At 51.9% G+C, this 15,059-nt stretch carries 16 protein-coding genes, 1 tRNA gene and 4 pseudogenes; 8 read left to right on the top strand and 13 right to left on the bottom strand.

Translation table 11 applies throughout. The annotated features are described in order from the left end of the window. Window positions 1-33 precede the first annotated feature (33 nt). A complete protein-coding gene (locus tag DO97_RS21360) occupies window positions 34-573 on the top strand; it encodes a single-stranded DNA-binding protein (protein WP_204368684.1) in 540 nt (179 codons plus the stop codon). Continuing rightward, window positions 549-1,340, top strand: a complete 792-nt coding sequence (locus tag DO97_RS16150; RefSeq protein ID WP_036535371.1) for an MBL fold metallo-hydrolase — start codon at window positions 549-551, stop codon at window positions 1,338-1,340. Before DO97_RS21360 ends, DO97_RS16150 begins: the two co-directional genes overlap by 25 nt. Here the strand turns inward: DO97_RS16150 and ftsZ are convergent. The 11 genes and pseudogenes from ftsZ to DO97_RS23330 form a co-directional block, all read right to left on the bottom strand. Continuing rightward, window positions 1,337-2,597: pseudogene (gene ftsZ, locus DO97_RS29670) on the bottom strand (cell division protein FtsZ). The gene DO97_RS16150 and the pseudogene ftsZ sit on opposite strands and share 4 nt — an antisense overlap. A gap of 169 nt (window positions 2,598-2,766) precedes the next feature. Then, window positions 2,767-3,600 carry a cell division protein FtsQ/DivIB gene (locus DO97_RS16140; RefSeq protein WP_036535369.1) on the bottom strand — a complete coding sequence of 278 codons (834 nt, stop codon included), beginning with the start codon at window positions 3,598-3,600 and terminating at the stop codon, window positions 2,767-2,769. A 71-nt stretch (window positions 3,601-3,671) separates the two neighbouring features. Further along, window positions 3,672-4,106, bottom strand: coding sequence for an aspartate 1-decarboxylase (panD, locus tag DO97_RS16135; RefSeq protein WP_036535366.1), 435 nt, complete (start codon window positions 4,104-4,106; stop codon window positions 3,672-3,674). Window positions 4,107-4,162: 56 nt separating this feature from the next. Beyond that, entirely contained in the window at window positions 4,163-4,675 is a 513-nt protein-coding gene (locus DO97_RS16130) for an inorganic diphosphatase (RefSeq protein ID WP_036535365.1), read from the bottom strand. Between the two features lie 100 nt (window positions 4,676-4,775). Further along, window positions 4,776-5,930 (bottom strand): magnesium/cobalt transporter CorA, encoded by a 1,155-nt coding sequence (gene corA / locus DO97_RS16125; protein ID WP_036535419.1) that lies wholly within the window; start codon window positions 5,928-5,930, stop codon window positions 4,776-4,778. A 230-nt stretch (window positions 5,931-6,160) separates the two neighbouring features. Further along, window positions 6,161-7,850, bottom strand: a pseudogene (groL, locus tag DO97_RS16120) (chaperonin GroEL). 53 nt (window positions 7,851-7,903) lie between these two features. Beyond that, window positions 7,904-8,323: a DUF6166 domain-containing protein gene (locus tag DO97_RS16115; protein WP_036535363.1), complete on the bottom strand. Its 420-nt coding sequence runs from the start codon at window positions 8,321-8,323 to the stop codon at window positions 7,904-7,906. A 4-nt stretch (window positions 8,324-8,327) separates the two neighbouring features. Further along, entirely contained in the window at window positions 8,328-8,717 is a 390-nt protein-coding gene (locus DO97_RS16110; protein WP_204368683.1) for a hypothetical protein, read from the bottom strand. Beyond that, on the bottom strand, window positions 8,662-8,865 hold the full coding sequence (locus tag DO97_RS25390; protein ID WP_204368682.1) for a hypothetical protein: 204 nt from the start codon (window positions 8,863-8,865) through the stop codon (window positions 8,662-8,664). Before DO97_RS25390 ends, DO97_RS16110 begins: the two co-directional genes overlap by 56 nt. An 8-nt stretch (window positions 8,866-8,873) precedes the next feature. Further along, complete coding sequence (locus DO97_RS16105) at window positions 8,874-9,374, bottom strand: hypothetical protein (protein ID WP_204368681.1); 501 nt, start codon at window positions 9,372-9,374, stop codon at window positions 8,874-8,876. Continuing rightward, entirely contained in the window at window positions 9,364-9,567 is a 204-nt protein-coding gene (locus DO97_RS23330) for a hypothetical protein (RefSeq protein ID WP_204368680.1), read from the bottom strand. Before DO97_RS23330 ends, DO97_RS16105 begins: the two co-directional genes overlap by 11 nt. A gap of 207 nt (window positions 9,568-9,774) precedes the next feature. On the opposite strand from DO97_RS23330, the gene DO97_RS16095 reads away from it, so the two are divergent. After that, a tRNA-Ile gene (locus tag DO97_RS16095) sits at window positions 9,775-9,847 on the top strand. A gap of 20 nt (window positions 9,848-9,867) precedes the next feature. Here the strand turns inward: DO97_RS16095 and DO97_RS16090 are convergent. Next, window positions 9,868-10,347, bottom strand: a complete 480-nt coding sequence (locus DO97_RS16090; protein ID WP_156120622.1) for a hypothetical protein — start codon at window positions 10,345-10,347, stop codon at window positions 9,868-9,870. Window positions 10,348-10,481: 134 nt separating this feature from the next. Between DO97_RS16090 and pyrE the strand changes: the two genes are divergently transcribed. The 4 genes from pyrE (at window position 10,482) to DO97_RS16070 (ending at window position 13,876) form a co-directional block, all read left to right on the top strand. Continuing rightward, the gene (pyrE, locus tag DO97_RS16085) at window positions 10,482-11,111 is read left to right on the top strand and encodes an orotate phosphoribosyltransferase (RefSeq protein ID WP_036535357.1); all 630 of its coding nucleotides are present in this window, start codon (window positions 10,482-10,484) and stop codon (window positions 11,109-11,111) included. A gap of 16 nt (window positions 11,112-11,127) precedes the next feature. Then, entirely contained in the window at window positions 11,128-12,351 is a 1,224-nt protein-coding gene (locus tag DO97_RS16080; RefSeq protein WP_036535355.1) for an FtsX-like permease family protein, read from the top strand. Window positions 12,352-12,668: 317 nt separating this feature from the next. Beyond that, a complete protein-coding gene (locus DO97_RS16075) occupies window positions 12,669-12,971 on the top strand; it encodes an RNA recognition motif domain-containing protein (protein ID WP_036535352.1) in 303 nt (100 codons plus the stop codon). A 602-nt stretch (window positions 12,972-13,573) separates the two neighbouring features. Beyond that, window positions 13,574-13,876: an RNA recognition motif domain-containing protein gene (locus DO97_RS16070; protein ID WP_036535350.1), complete on the top strand. Its 303-nt coding sequence runs from the start codon at window positions 13,574-13,576 to the stop codon at window positions 13,874-13,876. A 182-nt stretch (window positions 13,877-14,058) separates the two neighbouring features. Here the strand turns inward: DO97_RS16070 and DO97_RS31395 are convergent. Then, window positions 14,059-14,683, bottom strand: a pseudogene (locus DO97_RS31395) (RNA-guided endonuclease InsQ/TnpB family protein); the annotation flags it as partial. A gap of 85 nt (window positions 14,684-14,768) precedes the next feature. Here DO97_RS31395 and DO97_RS24070 point away from each other — a divergent pair. Then, window positions 14,769-15,059, top strand: a pseudogene (locus DO97_RS24070) (transposase); the annotation flags it as partial.

Genomic DNA, 15,059 nt, shown 5'->3' with positions numbered 1-15,059 from the left:
CAGCTCTCCTGACGTGATTGGAGTGTGCGTTCCATGAATAGCTGTATTTTGATGGCGGAGATTATTCAAGATCCGCAGCTCCGCTACACACCCGAGCAGACCCCGATTGCCGAAATGCTCGTCCAGTTTCCAGGACTGCGGGCAGAAGACCCCCTAGCGACGTTGAAGGTCATTGGCTGGGGGAACCTGGCCCAGGAAATTCAGGAACGCTACCACGAGGGCGATCGCGTGGTCATTGAAGGCCGACTGAGCATGAACACCATCGAACGGGAGGGGTTTAAGGAGAAACGCGCCGAACTCACGGCCCAGCGCATCCACCGCCTGGGTGCAGATACCCATTTTGAGTCCTACGTCAGCACCGCTGCGAGCAAACCCACCCCCCCGCCACAGCAACTAAACCTCCCAGTGCCCCTGCTGCCAAGCCTGCAACCTCCAAAGCCCCGTCAGCCCCTCCCCCCGCACCTGAAGTCGATCTTGACGATATTCCTTTTTAAGCCAGACGCTGCCCTAGGGATGATCCCGGCATCAATATTTGGTTGTTCCCCACCATGCACCTCACCCGCATTGATTTAAATTCTTGGATTGTGCAGATGGCTGGGCAAACCGTGCTCATCGATCCTTGGTTGGTCGATCCTCTGGTGTTCTATGGCTGGCCTTGGTTGTTCACGGCTTCCCACATCACTCCCCCAGTGTTTACCCCCGAGACCTTGCCCCCCATTGACCTGATCCTGATCTCCCAAGGTCTGGACGATCACTGCCATCGCCCCACCCTCAGAGCCCTGGATCACGATCTGCCGGTGGTCGGCTCTCCCACGGCGGCTAAGGTGGTACAACGCTTAGGCTATCCCCAGGTAACCCCCCTCCTCCCGTGGCAAACCCATCGCCAAGGTCAGCTAGCAATGACAGCGGTTCCAGGGGCAATTCTTCAGGGACAGCGGGAAAATGGCTATATGTTGCAGGATCTAAGCACTGGCACCACCCTCTACTATGAGCCGCACTTGTTTGATCCCACCCTGGGAATCGAGCAACACTTCTCCCAGATAGAGGGGGCGATCGCCCCGGTGGTGGGGCAAATTTTCCCTGGCCTCGGAACTGTCATCATGGGGCCAGAACAGGCTATTACCCTAGTAACAACTTTGAAGCCCAAGTTTTTTGTCCCCACCAGTGTAGGTAATATCCAGACCCGTGGATTACTCACGACCCTGATTCAGTCCGTTGGCAGTGTTGCTGAATTTCGCCAGCGGTTGATTGATAGCGGTGCAACCACCCAACTATTGACGCCTGAACCTGGTGAGACCCTGGATCTCCGTTCCTGGGAACGCAAGGCAATGCCCCATTAACGATTGGGACGACGACGTTGGAGAAACTCCGGGATATCTAAACCGGGCTTGGACTTCGGCTCAGTGGTTGTCGGGGCATCTTCTGTTGTTGCAGGGATCTGCGATCGCTTGGCCCCGACATTGGAGGTCTTGCTGGTTGTAGGCACCTCCCCCGAAAAACCAGTGGCAATCACCGTAATCCGGATCTCACCCTGGAGACGTTCGTCAATCACGGCGCCAAAAATGATGTTGGCATTGGGATCGACCGCTTCATAGATAATTTCGGCGGCGGCATTGACCTCATGCAAGGTCAAATCGCTACCCCCCGGTGATATTAAAAACAACCCCTCTGGCACCATCAATCGAAGATTCCAGCAGGGGGGAGGAAATGGCCGCCGAGGCTGCTTCCCTGGCTCGGGACTTCCCAGAGCCAATGCCAATGCCCATCAAGGCTGAGCCAGCATCCGCCATCACGGCACGCACATCTGCAAAATCCACATTCACAAGCCCTGGGATCGTAATGATATCCGAGATCCCCTGGACTCCTTGGCGGAGAATGTCGTCCGCTACCCGAAAGGCTTCTTGGACAGGCGTTTGCTCTGAAATCACCGCCAGGAGCTTATCGTTGGGAATCACAATGAGGGTATCGACTCGACTTTGCAGGGCGGCGATGCCCTCTTCCGCCTGACTGATGCGGCGACGCCCCTCAAACAAAAACGGTCGGGTGACCACTCCTACCGTCAACGCCCCCGTCTCCTTCGCGACTTCAGCAACAATGGGGGCGGCTCCGGTTCCCGTTCCGCCCCCCATCCCTGCTGTGATAAACACCAGATCAGTATTTTCTAAGGCAATGGCAATGTCGTCCCGTGACTCTTCCGCTGCTTTTTGTCCGATCGCTGGGTTGCCTCCAGCTCCTAGCCCTCGGGTTAGTTTTTGACCAATCTGTAATCGCTTAAAGGCGGTTGACTGGCTTAGGGCTTGGGCATCGGTATTAATGGTCCAAAACTCAACCCCTGAAATATCACTCGCCACCATGCGGTTAACAGCATTCCCGCCTCCACCGCCAACCCCAATCACTTTGATTTTGGCTATACTACCAGGCACAATGTTGTCGCTCCTTATTTCTTCGCCAGGTACGCCTTTTGAATTAGGAGTTGAACCGAGATTTAATCCAGAATTACCAAAGGGGTTTTGAGCATTCACTGCCGTTGGCCAATGGGGAGAATTTTCTGAATGGGAGCCGTCCTGGGATAACTCCTGATTATTCTTAAGCTGCATTATAACTGGATCTAACTTTATATCAGGCATCACTGAAGATAGAGAATACAAGTACAGATAAATTCCCAGATCTTAATGACTTAGTCAACTATAGGGTAAATTGCTTAGAAAACCAACCAAGTTCGCTGTCATTTATTTGCCACTGAACAATAAATCAACCGCCGAAGAATCAACGTAGATTAGCATTCATCTTATTTTCGGTTTTGACAATTTGTAGCGCCGGAGCATTGGGATTTTTAAGGTCGATGTAAGCAATTCGGCTGGTATTGATCCGGTTTGGTAACTGGCGCATCTGGTCTAGGGCTTGCATTTGAGCACTGAATCTAGCGCTATAAGGACCAAGGTGGACGCTACCCAATTCTGTCTCTAAAACGAGATCTGCTGGATCTCGACAATCTACCATCCAGATCTTCACAGGACTCTGAGCAATGATTTGATAGAGGTCAGGCCAATAGGAGCGATAGAGATTACTCAATCCCAGAACTTTAAGCTGGGGGAGTTCTGCCGTTGGAAGATGCGACTGATAACTCTCAAGGGGCATCCACATGCCATGGGCATCCAGCAGTCCGGTTCCTGAACCAGGGAGATTAGTGGTTGCCGAGCTGACCTGGGTCACCGCCACGGGATGCCGTTCCTGGACATGAACCGTGAGTCCGGGCGGCCACAGTTGGCGAGTCACGGTGACTTTAGCAATTGGAGCTTGGGATTCCAGAGTCTGGGCGATCGCCTGGGGTTGGAGGCGCAGCAGTGATTGGGGATATTGGAGGGGCAGGAGGGAGCGAATAGCCTGACTGGAAAGCAGTTGATTGCCCTCGATTTTGACTTGAGCCGGATTATGAATGATCCAGATGGGTAGGGTCGTGACCCAAACCAAACTCCCAGCCAACCCTGCCACTGCCAGGATGTGCCATCCCGCTTGTAACCGTTTTAAGCGGCGCTGGTGGCGTAATTGCCGACGTCTTTGGGCTAATTCAGAGCGCGAAAGGGTCGCAAGATGGGCCATGATGACTGTGGCTAAGCCCTGAAAGATCGGTCAGATACCTGCCAATACTATCTACAAATCACCCGCTAGCGTCAAGGGATGGGGCTGATTTCTCGATCGGTTGCAGTCGGAGACCGGAGCAGCAAGGCTTGACTCAGGAGTTCATCATAGTGATAAACCGCAACCAGACTGTTTTGTTGATCCACGAACACCACTTTCGGGTGATGAACGTTGACTTCCTCTGGGCTGAGCTGACCATAGGTCATGATGATCAGGCGATCGCCCTTGACTGCTAAACGGGCAGCGGCCCCGTTTAATTCAATGGCACCGGAGTGGGGGATCGCCGCAATCGCATAAGTGATCAATCGGGCGCCATTGGTGACGTTCACCACCTGTACCTGCTCATAGGGAATGATCCCAGCAGCTTCTAGCAGCATGGCATCAATACTGATACTGCCCACATAATCAGGGTTAGCATCCGTGAGAAAGCAGCCATGAATTTTAGCTAACAACAGGGTTCGTTGCATAACCGCTAGGAATCTCCCCTATGAGACAGCCACCATCCTTCAGAGACCCACGAGTCCTACTTCTGACCCGCCTTGATGCACTGCTCCACCAGTGGCATCACCCGTTCCACATTCTGCCAGCCTAAAATTTCGGTAACCTTTTTCTCCAGGTTTTTGTAGGTTCTGAAGAATTCAGCAATTTCGTCGAGGCGGTGGGGGGCAATATCTTCGAGGGATTTGACATCCCCATAGCGAGGATCCTTCGCGGGAACACAGAGAATTTTTTCGTCGCGATCGCCACCGTCGATCATTTCCAGCATTCCCAGGGGACGAGCCGTAATCACACAGCCAGGGAAGGTCGGTTGATCCATCATCACCATGCCATCCAGGGGATCACCATCATCCGCCAGGGTGTTGGGAATAAAGCCATAGTCGTAGGGATACTTCACCGAGGCATAGAGCACCCGATCCAGGGCAAACGCCTGCATTTCTTTATCAAACTCATACTTATTCTTACTGCCAGCGGGAATTTCAATCAAAACATTGATCAATCCCGGCTTAGGCTGGGCAGGAATGAGCGATAGATCCACAACAATTCTCCAAGTTATGAGCAGTAGAGCCAGACAGCGGGTTCACCCCTGAACTGTTGGAGGGGGTAGCCCCCGACTAGCATTTTACGGGAAACTGAATTTAATCATTTTTGCTGGCAGAAAAATTCTCAAACCACCCCCGCCGCCAGAAAAAGCCCACCAGACTACTGGCAAGGGTCAGCATCAATGTCCAGCAGACCGGGTATCCCCAGTACCAGTTGAGTTCTGGCATATTCAAAGGTGAGGCATCCGGGTTGAAATTCATGCCGTAAACTCCAGCGATGAAGGTTAAGGGAATGAAAATTGTGGAGATCACAGTCAGCAGCTTCATGATCTCATTCATTTTATTGCCGACGGAGGAAAGGTAGACATCCATTAAACTAGAGGCCAATTCTCGGTAGGTTTCCACCATATCCAGGACTTGGATCGCGTGGTCATAGCAATCCCGCAGATACACCCTCACCTCTGCACTGATCAAGGGATTCTCATCTCGGATCAGGGAGTTGATGGCATCCCGTTGAGGCCAGATGGCTCGGCGTAAGCTCAACAGTTCCCGGCGCATCTGATAAATCTTCTCTAGAGTTTTGCGACTGGGGTTCATTACCACCTCATCCTCTAGGGCTTCTAACTGCTCACCATAGACTTCGAGTACGGGAAAAAATCCATCAATAATTGAGTCCAGCAGGGCATAGGCAAGATAGTCCACCTGGTGGGTGCGAATGGTGCCCTTATTGGTGCGAATCCGCTCTCGTACTGGGTCGAAGGCATCATATTCTGGCTCTTCTTGGACGGTGAGTAAATAGTGAGGGCCGAGAATCAGGCTCACCTGTTCACTGCAAAAACCCTCCCCCGAAGGCTTTAAGGTGACCATGCGGGCAATCAGCAAGATCTGGTTTTGATACTCTTCCACCTTGGGACGTTGGGGGACATTGACCACATCTTCCAGCACTAGGGGATGGAGGCTAAACACCCGACCGAGTCGTTGCAGTGTCTCTTCGCTCCCCAGCCCTTTGACATCTACCCAGGACACGGATGCACTATCTAAGTAGGGAATACACTCTTCCGGCTCATGAATCGTAGAGCGACTGGCCTTGGTTTCGCAGTAATCAATTAACACAATCGTTGGCGGTAGGGCATCGGCATCAATCCTCAGAGTTCCTGGGACGGCTCCCGGCTCATGGTAGAAATAATCAAATTCATAGAGTTCATCTTCCTCCGGTGCTGCCAGTGCTGGGGGCGCTCCGGGGCGGGGCATTGCCGCGTCAATGGCACTGCGATGATGCCGGCGAAACGGAAAAAAGGGAAGTCTTTTGGTCATAACGGTGTCCAGGGCTGCCCACGGATGGCGATTGATGAGTTGTACTACCTGTTCCAAATTGTAGGAGGGTTCTGAAGCATCCCCTAAAACTGTCAGGAGAGCCGCGATGAAAAAAGGGCGCTGAGAGCGCCCTCCTGATCCAGTTTCACTTACTGAGGTGACTGTGACTACATCATACCCATGCCGCCCATACCACCCATGCCGCCCATACCGCCCATACCACCCATGCCGCCCATGCCGCCCATACCACCCATGTCAGGTGCGCCAGCAGCGGGTTTCTTCTCAGGCTTCTCGACCACAAGGACTTCGGTTGTCAGAACCATGGCTGCGATCGAACCCGCATCTTGAAGGGCAGAGCGTACCACCTTCGCAGGATCAATAATCCCTGAGGCGATCAGATCTTCAAACTGATTGGTGAGGGCATTGTAGCCATGGTTGAAGGGCAAGGTGCGCACCTTCTCCACAATTACCGAGCCTTCAACCCCTGAATTGTCTGCAATTTGATGCAGGGGCGCTTCCAAGGAGCGGCTGACAATATCAGCACCCACCTGTTCCTCGGCATTCAGGGTGCTCTTAAAGTCCTGGACTTTGGCAGTCAGGTGCAACAGGGTGGTGCCTCCCCCTGGAACAATCCCTTCTTCCACAGCTGCTTTGGTGGCATTGAGGGCATCTTCAATGCGCAGCTTGCGGTCTTTGAGTTCGGTTTCGGTAGCGGCTCCGACTTTAATCACCGCGACACCCCCAGCTAGCTTGGCAATCCGCTCTTGCAGCTTCTCTTTGTCATAATCCGAGTCAGTACGTTCCAACTCCTGGCGAATTTGAATCACCCGTTTCTCAATGGCAGCTTTCTGATCGGTGGCGGCCACCATGGTGGTGCTGTCCTTGGTAATGGTGATTTTCCGCGCCGTTCCCAACATTTCTAACGTGGCCTTATCTAAACTCAGACCCACTTCCTCAGAAATGACCTGACCGTTGGTCAGGACGGCGATGTCTTGCAGCATGGCTTTCCGGCGCTCTCCAAATCCCGGAGCCTTCACAGCCACGACATTCAGGACGCCCCGCATCCGGTTGACCACCAGGGTGGCCAGGGCTTCCCCTTCTAGATCTTCTGAGATCACCAGGAGGGCTTGTCCGGCTCGCGCCACTTTTTCGAGCACTGGAATTAAGTCTTGGATGACGCTGAGTTTTTTTGTCGGTGAGGAGAATGCGGACATTCTCGTATTCAGCAATCATCCGCTCTGGGTCGGTGACAAAGTAGGGGGAAATATAGCCGCGATCCAGTTGCATCCCTTCGACAACTTCTAGTTCGGTGGAGAGAGACTTGGATTCTTCAACGGTGATCACGCCGTCTTTGGTCACCTTGGCCATGGCTTCAGCAATCATCGCCCCGATCTCTTCATCGTTGCCAGCAGAAACCGTTGCCACTTGGGCGATCGCGGCACCCACGACCGGTTGGGCTAAGGATTTAATTTCCCCGGCTAAAAAGGCAATGGTTTTTTCAATGCCGCGGCGCAGGCTGACTGGATTGGTGCCAGCGGCAACGTTTTTCAACCCTTCCCGAATCATGGCCTGGGCCAAGACCGTTGCGGTTGTGGTGCCATCCCCTGCCAGATCCTTAGTTTTCGAGGCCACTTCACGGATCAGCTGTGCCCCCGTGTTTTCTAAGGGATCTTCTAGCTCAATTTCTTTGGCAATGGTCACCCCATCATTGACGATTTGGGGAACTCCATATTTTTTCTCTAGGACAACGTTGCGTCCTTTGGGGCCCAGGGTAATGCGAACCGCATCCGCGAGGGCATTGACACCCCGCTCCAGCGACCGACGGGCCTCTTCGTCGAATACAACGATTTTTGCCATGATGTACGTTCTCAGTTCTTCAACTAAAATTTAGCACTCTCAGACTCCGAGTGCTAAGTCTGCCCTGCTTGCTGGGGGGTGGATCTCTCCTCGGACTCCAGCAGCGTCGCTTGATGGGCGATCGCCTCCCAACGGCGCTGAAGCGCTACCCACCGTCGCACCTGATCGGCGCGCAGTGTCCAGCCCTGCTCGGGCAGGGAAGACAGCACCGTTGCTTGAAAGATGGGGGCGTAGAGACGGGCTGATCGCTCTCCACTGGTGGCATGGGCTAACAGGGCGATCGCTGCTTGGGAAAATTCCAAGGAGGAGGGATGCCATTCCAGTCCCGGTTGCCCACTATCGGCCACCTGTCGGGCAGCTGGCAGGAGTTCGAGGGTGTCCCAGGTGATCGCCGCAGCTTGCTCCTGGGGTGAGATCAAAATCTGGGCCAGACCTTCCTGGGTGCGAAGGGCATGGTAGTAGAGCCTTGCCATTGACCTAGGAGCAGACCTGTTGGACAGTTTGCTGAATCTCCTGAAGTTGGGCTGAATCGTAGCCCCAGCGCTGGAGAAAGGGTTGATAGATGCCCTCTCCTTGGGCAATGGTCTCTAGGAGTTGTTGTGCGAGGGTACGAGCCACGGGGAGATCGAGTTGCTGGAGCAGTTGGGTGGTGCGCGATCGCACACGGTCTGAACCCTGAGCCATGACTTCATCCTGGTGACGGCGATGATGCACTGCCATCGCCGTGGACATGGCTAAGTTTTTGACCAAGAGTTCAGCCACCACTTGGGGAGCGGATTGTAAGGCTTGGAGAACAGCGGCCGCGGCTTGGTCAGCGAAGGTGGACTCGCTGGTGAGATAGGTGACAAAAAAACCCCGTGGCTCCATTTTCACTCTGCACCAACTGAGCGATCGCGGCTTCGAGTTCGGTTTCTGCCAGGGTCTCTGTGGCAACTTGCTCCAGCAATGCCTGGGTTTGGGCGATCGCCTGCTCAAAGGTCATCGGCTCTGTTTCACTAAACATAGGGTGCGCCATCGCCTCACTTACTGCTGTTTGAGAACTGGGATGTTTGTCAAGACTAATTGCAATTGCTGGTTGGGCTGATCAGTCAAAATCACCGATAGCTCCTCGGCAGTATCCACCAGTGCCAGAGGAACCTTCACGGTACCGACAAACACCCGACTCTGCGCCGGTAGCCGTCCTGGTAGGCCATCTACTGTGGCACTCAGCATGCGTCCCCGCTCATCCACAACCTTTAAGTTATCGTAGCGAAACTGTACCGCGCGGTTTCCCTGGTTTTGTAATTGCACGGCCAGCAACAGAAATCCCCCACTTTCTCGCAGCGATCGCGCCTCTAGGGTGACACCCTGATCCTGGGTCTTGATGGGAAAGCCGACCTGACTGGCAGTATTCTCTGCTTGTTGAGTCTCTGGTAGGTTCGCGGTAGGCGAGGGGCTGGGGCTGCTATCCTTGACGATCGCTTTTGCAGGCTTCGAGGCAACAGCTTTAGCCTCCTTAGAAGCTCCCCGCATTCTAGCCTTCATCTTTGCTAAGATGTCGGCTTCCCGTAGCAGCGGTACAGACCCCCCCCTGATGATTCTGCGTACCCAATGGCAGGGCTGTACTGGTGGCTGAAATTTCAGGCTGATTGACCCCTTTTAATGCCTCTCGCCCCACAGCATAGGCAACCCAGCCGCTCAAAACACCCACCCCAGCCATCAGGGATAAGATTAGCAAGATCGGGAATAGGGAAGAACGAACTTTCATAATTGATGCCATCAGCCCTCAGTTCAGTTGGGTGAGGTGTTTGTCAGCCAGCGCACCCCAGAAGTCTTCTACTCTTTCCAAGTCATGCACCTCTGATCAGAACCTAGAATAACTGGCTCTGATGAGAAGTGCATTGACGAAAATCTCAGGCTAAAATGAGGAACCAGTTGACATAGACGAGGGTTGGCCGAGCGGTTTAGGCAGCGAACTCATAATTCGCCTCAGGCAGGTTCGACCCCTGCACCCTCGATGGTTCTTCAACTCAGCACATTAGTAGAGCGCTGGCACTGGAGGTGCGGGGGGGCGCTGAATTGGAGGCGGGAGCGCTGGCTGATACACGGGAGCAGCTGGCTCCGGCACTGCAACGGGAGCAGCTGCCTGACAGGGAGCGTAAGTCGTGCGCAAGGAATCACAATAGGGCGTTGGTAGATCCGGCGTCCGCAGGTATGAGTCCCCCGTTGCTTGCTGCCGGAGGACATCGTTGTAAACAGCGTTGACTAACTTAGCGTCCCAAGCAATCTCATTCTCAGGGGGCCAGAAGTTAAATAACAGGGCAAATTGCCGATCAAAATCAATATTGCGATAAAAACCACGGTCATGCTTGAAATAAGCACGGTCAAACGCTTCCGTGATGGTGGTAGAGTTCAACAGTCGAGTCGTCAGATCTCCTGCTTCAGCCACCGCAGGCAACAGGGTCGAAACTGTGACTAGCGTCACCACGCCCACCAATCCCTTCATTTCTATCCTCATGACATTAGCTCCTCACTTGTCAGTCAATGCTCACCCAGGTACGCCAGTAAAATCACAGATAACTTCTTGGGACTTGCTAACATTTTTGTACGAGCGTCAATGTTAAATCAACCTCTTTTGAAGTCCTGTCTACTATGACTGATGCTACCCACCTAAAGGCAACGATAGCGCTTTCTACAGCGACTGTCGAGTTGTCGCAACTGCGACCTTACCTCCTGGATTTATGCTGCCAAGTAGCCTATCAGGAAGGCGATTTTACCCTCTCTTCTGGCCAACCGAGTGCTTACTATATCAATGGCAAACAGGTAACGCTCCATCCCCAAGGAGCGGTTGCTGTGGGGCGCTTGTTGTTGTCGATGCTGCCATCTGGGACCCAAGCGGTTGCTGGTTTAACCCTGGGAGCTGATCCCATGGTGACAGCGGTGAGTGTGGTTGCAGCCTATGAACAACGTGAAATCACCGCGCTGATTGTGCGCAAGCAAGCGAAAGGGCATGGCACTCAGGCATATATTGAAGGGCCACTCCTGCCTCCCCAAAGTCCTGTGGTGGTGTTGGAAGATGTGGTAACCACGGGCCAATCAGCCCTGCAAGCTGTGGAACGGCTCCAGGCAGCGGGTTACTGTGTCAATCACATCCTGGCTCTGGTGGATCGGCAGCAGGGGGGGGCGGCATTGTATGCCAAAGCAGGTTTATCCTTTGATACGATTTTTACCATCCAAGACCTTCAGCAGCGTTGGGCCGTGCTGTCAGAAACTATCTGTTGAATCCATCCTGATGACTATGGCTTCCATCGCTCGTAGAAACCTACTCGAAGATCTACCCCGGTTTCTGGTTGCCCAGGCGGGAATTATGTTTGCGGTAAGCTTGGTAACCCTGCAAACGGGGATTCAAAATGGTTTCACTGAATCTTCGTCTCAAATCATTGATCAGTCCAAGGCCGACATTTGGGTGTCGTCGGCGAATATGGTGCATCTAGGTTTGAGCATTCCATTGCTTCTAGAGCGTCGTAATCAGGCCGCAGCAGTGGCGGGGGTGAACCGTGCGGAAGCGCTGATCATCCAAGGTTCGATCTGGCGCGATGCGGATGACCGACTGGCTTCTGTCACCGTCGTTGGCTTTCAACCGGAGGGGCAACTTTTTACACCCTGGGACATGATCCAGGGTCATGTTAGTTCTCTGTCAACTCCCTATACAGTGATTGTCGATCAGGCTAGCTTGACGGCGCTGGATGCCCAGGAAATCGGCGATGCCGGAATTGTGGGAGCGCTCCCCGCCAGAATTACCGGGATTACCAGTGGTACCAAGTCCCTAGTATTGGGAAATCTACTATTCACCTCACTGGACAGTGCCGTTGCCTATGGCAGTAGTCCTCTGAGTCCTAAATTGCCCTGTGGCTATGCTACCAATCGAGTCGACTGCCAGAGGATAGAAGGTGGATTTCCCCCCAAGCCTAGAGCCTTAGCGACGACTGATGAGATCAATTTTGTGCTGGTGCAGGCCAAACCAGGGGAAGATTTAGCGTTACTGAAACAGCGGCTAGATCAAGCCTTACCCAGTACCCGCGCCTATACCCGCTTAGAAATGGCCGATTTGAATCAGACCTATTGGCAAGAGCGATCGGGCATTGGCTTTGTCTTGGGGCTTGGGGCTGTGGTCGGAGTGATTGTTGGAGTTGTCGTTGTGGGGCAAATACTCTATGCCTCAATCTCAGAACATCTGAAAGAATTTGGCACCTTGAAGGCGATGGGAGCTTCCAATTGGGTGATCTACGCTGTCATTGGGGAACAGGCGCTCTGGATGGCAATTCTGGGTTATCTACCAGGGATGGTGCTCTGCTATGGAGTGGCAGTCTGGGCCTCATCTACCCAGGGGATTTTGATTTTGATTACCCCGATTTCGGCGGTGGGGGTTCTCGGCATTACCATCGGGATGTGTCTGGGGGCTTCTCTATTTGCCATTCAACGAGTGACACGGGTTGATCCAGCCATTGTCTTTAAGGGGTAAGGATCTACACACAAGTTAGACAAAACCATCGAGATCGCCCTGGTTCCTCAGAGACAAAAGCGCTAGATCGTGACCGGGTAATGGAAAAGCTTGTCACCCTAGCTGAAGCCCGCCTTCTCAATGGGATGAGTACCACGTTACACCCAAGTTTTTCGCGATAATTGCGGGTTGCCGCGCAGATGTGTTAGGATAACCAGCGAGACTAAGTAATCGGTTGCAGAATTTGTTTCTAGTATTGACGAGTTTTTCACGTTTTGTATTGGTAGGCATCTCTCCGAAATCTAACTCTCTACATCCTTTGATTTTGGAGACAATTTATGTCAATTTATGTTGGTAACCTATCCTACGATGTTACGGAAGCTGATCTGAGTTCTATCTTTGCAGAATATGGCTCAGTAAAGCGAGTTCAGCTTCCAACCGATCGCGAAACAGGTCGCGTTCGTGGTTTTGGATTTGTGGAAATGAGTGCAGACGCTGAAGAAACGGCTGCCATTGAAGCGCTAGACGGTGCAGAATGGATGGGTCGTGACCTCAAGGTTAATAAAGCGAAGCCTCGTGAAGAAAGAAGCTCCTTTGGTGGCGGTGGACGTCGTAGCGATAGCTTTTCCCGTAACTACTAAGCTTCTTAACAGCTTAGTGAAACGAGAGAACTCAACAACTACTCAGTTCTATTAATTTGAGATCCTTCGTTGAAGTTCGGGTTTCCAAAGACTCAGGTATTATTGCCTGAGTCTTTGCTTTTATGAGTAACGTGTGGCCTCCAATTTGAGGATGAATTGGTTGAAGCCATTGAAGGCATGTTCATATAGTATCTCCATAGAACTACCCGTTCATTGATGGGATATAGGGTATTGTGGAAAACATAGGGCATGTCTATAAGGGTAAATATTCAGTGGTATTAACTAGTTTTAGATGTCAGAATCAATCCCTTCAACTTAATCACTTAAAATAGAACAGTTACAATCGGGCTCATGAAAAACATCGCTTGAGCCTAGAAATGACTACCAATCCTTAGCCTTATTTAGCAAAGGCTTGTCAGAGTTAAGGATATTTCTATCAGAGATTATCAATAGAAATAATGATGATTGATCATTAATCAACCGTATGTTATTCAATCTTGTGTTAGGCTTACAAGTAAGGATTATTTTCGGTTGTGTAATTCGTTTTAAAAGCGTTTCTCCGAATCTATCTCGCTACACTTATCTGATTCCGGAGATACTTCATGTCGATTTATGTTGGCAATCTATCCTACGATGTGACCCAGGATGATCTAACTCAGACTTTTGCAGAATACGGGACGGTTAAGCGGGTTCAGCTACCGACAGATCGCGAAACGGGTCGATTGCGTGGGTTTGCTTTTGTTGAAATGGCGACAGAAGCAGAAGAAGCCACTGCCATTGAAAAATTAGATGGTGCTGAGTGGATGGGACGTGACCTCAAGGTGAATAAAGCCAGACCCCGCGAAGAAAGAGGTTCTTCAGGGGGTAGTTGGGGAGACAAAGGCGGTTCTTCTCGCCGCTACTAAACTTTAGACAGAAAACACAAGCTCGAATCCCCAGTGAATCGAAAGTTCGGGCTTAGCTTGTCAAGCCTGAGTTGAAGGTTATGATCTGGCCTTATCTGGTTTTGATTTTATAAAAATCGAACAGTGGGGTTTCGAGTTAATTATTGTTAGGGCAGTGATTGTGAATTACCCGACCCTGACTGCTAAGTAGTACAGCGCGGGCTTCCAAATTCAACGGGAGCAACCTCGGAGTTCATGGATTTTTTACGTCCAGAACCCTTTGGGTTTATACTCTCGCGATTGGCAGAAGCGATGATTCCGAACGCCAAAATTCGCAAGCCTTCATTTCTGATATTGACTGCCGCACTCACATCTCGGTCTTGCCGTTGATAGCAATGAGGGCATTCAAATGAGCGGACAGAGAGAGCCATCTTTGGGATCGGTAGCAGTGTGCTAGAGCAAAGGTGGGAGGAGGGGAAAAACCTGTCTATTTCCAGATAGGTCTTGCCCTCAAACTCAGCTTTGTACTTGCATCGTGCAGAACTTACCCCATCCAGCATCGCTGATAGCTTTGGCTAGGGTGTGATTCTTCACCATGTTCTTAACTGCCAGATTTTCCACCACGACAACTTGGTTTTCGTTAACTAGCTTGCGAAATAGTTTGTTGAGAAAATCTTCTCTGACTCTAGCAATTTTTCCATGAACTTTAACAACCATTTGCCTAGCTTTATGGCGAGTCTTGCTACCCTTGGTTTTTCTGGATAGCTTTTGCTGCTTGCGCTTTAAGTTCTTGGCGTGTTTCTTGAGGTGTTTGGGATTGCTGCCATAGAGCGTGTTTATAAAGTAAATCTAAAGCGAGAGGGGAGAGCGGAGAAGGGGAATAAACTGCTGACACCCAGTTGAGAGCAGCGATATGAGCGAACCCATCTACTCCAGTGACCTAAGTGACAAAGAATGGGCAATTTTAGCCCCACTGATTGCGCCTGGGAAACCGGGTGAACGTCCCCAGCACAACCGACATGAGAGGCGTTTGTAACGGCATCTACTATCAATTGAAAAGCGGCTGTCAATGGGAGATGCTACCCAAGGAGTATCCGCCGAGTTCAACCGTTTATTCCTACGACCGCAAATGGCAACGCCGAGGGTTNTGGGAGCAGTTCAACCACACCCTGCGTGACCAAGTGCGAGAGCAGATGCACAAATG

This window comes from Neosynechococcus sphagnicola sy1 (assembly GCF_000775285.1).
GTDB lineage: Bacteria > Cyanobacteriota > Cyanobacteriia > Neosynechococcales > Neosynechococcaceae > Neosynechococcus > Neosynechococcus sphagnicola.
The sequence above is the reverse complement of the archived record's forward strand: the minus strand, read 5'-3'. Positions and strand labels throughout refer to the sequence as shown.

What these genes read in the sequence shown, in the direction of transcription:
- DO97_RS21360 (WP_204368684.1), top strand. Translation starts at nt 34, where the DNA reads ATGAATAGCTGTATTTTGATGGCGGAGATTATTCAAGATCCGCAGCTC.
- DO97_RS16150 (WP_036535371.1), top strand. Translation starts at nt 549, where the DNA reads ATGCACCTCACCCGCATTGATTTAAATTCTTGGATTGTGCAGATGGCT.
- DO97_RS16140 (WP_036535369.1), bottom strand. Translation starts at nt 3,600, where the DNA reads ATGGCCCATCTTGCGACCCTTTCGCGCTCTGAATTAGCCCAAAGACGT.
- panD (WP_036535366.1), bottom strand. Translation starts at nt 4,106, where the DNA reads ATGCAACGAACCCTGTTGTTAGCTAAAATTCATGGCTGCTTTCTCACG.
- corA (WP_036535419.1), bottom strand. Translation starts at nt 5,930, where the DNA reads ATGCCCCGCCCCGGAGCGCCCCCAGCACTGGCAGCACCGGAGGAAGAT.
- DO97_RS16115 (WP_036535363.1), bottom strand. Translation starts at nt 8,323, where the DNA reads ATGGCAAGGCTCTACTACCATGCCCTTCGCACCCAGGAAGGTCTGGCC.
- DO97_RS16110 (WP_204368683.1), bottom strand. Translation starts at nt 8,717, where the DNA reads ATGGAGCCACGGGGTTTTTTTGTCACCTATCTCACCAGCGAGTCCACC.
- DO97_RS25390 (WP_204368682.1), bottom strand. Translation starts at nt 8,865, where the DNA reads ATGGCGCACCCTATGTTTAGTGAAACAGAGCCGATGACCTTTGAGCAG.
- DO97_RS16105 (WP_204368681.1), bottom strand. Translation starts at nt 9,374, where the DNA reads ATGAAGGCTAGAATGCGGGGAGCTTCTAAGGAGGCTAAAGCTGTTGCC.
- DO97_RS16090 (WP_156120622.1), bottom strand. Translation starts at nt 10,347, where the DNA reads ATGAGGATAGAAATGAAGGGATTGGTGGGCGTGGTGACGCTAGTCACA.
- pyrE (WP_036535357.1), top strand. Translation starts at nt 10,482, where the DNA reads ATGACTGATGCTACCCACCTAAAGGCAACGATAGCGCTTTCTACAGCG.
- DO97_RS16080 (WP_036535355.1), top strand. Translation starts at nt 11,128, where the DNA reads ATGGCTTCCATCGCTCGTAGAAACCTACTCGAAGATCTACCCCGGTTT.
- DO97_RS16075 (WP_036535352.1), top strand. Translation starts at nt 12,669, where the DNA reads ATGTCAATTTATGTTGGTAACCTATCCTACGATGTTACGGAAGCTGAT.
- DO97_RS16070 (WP_036535350.1), top strand. Translation starts at nt 13,574, where the DNA reads ATGTCGATTTATGTTGGCAATCTATCCTACGATGTGACCCAGGATGAT.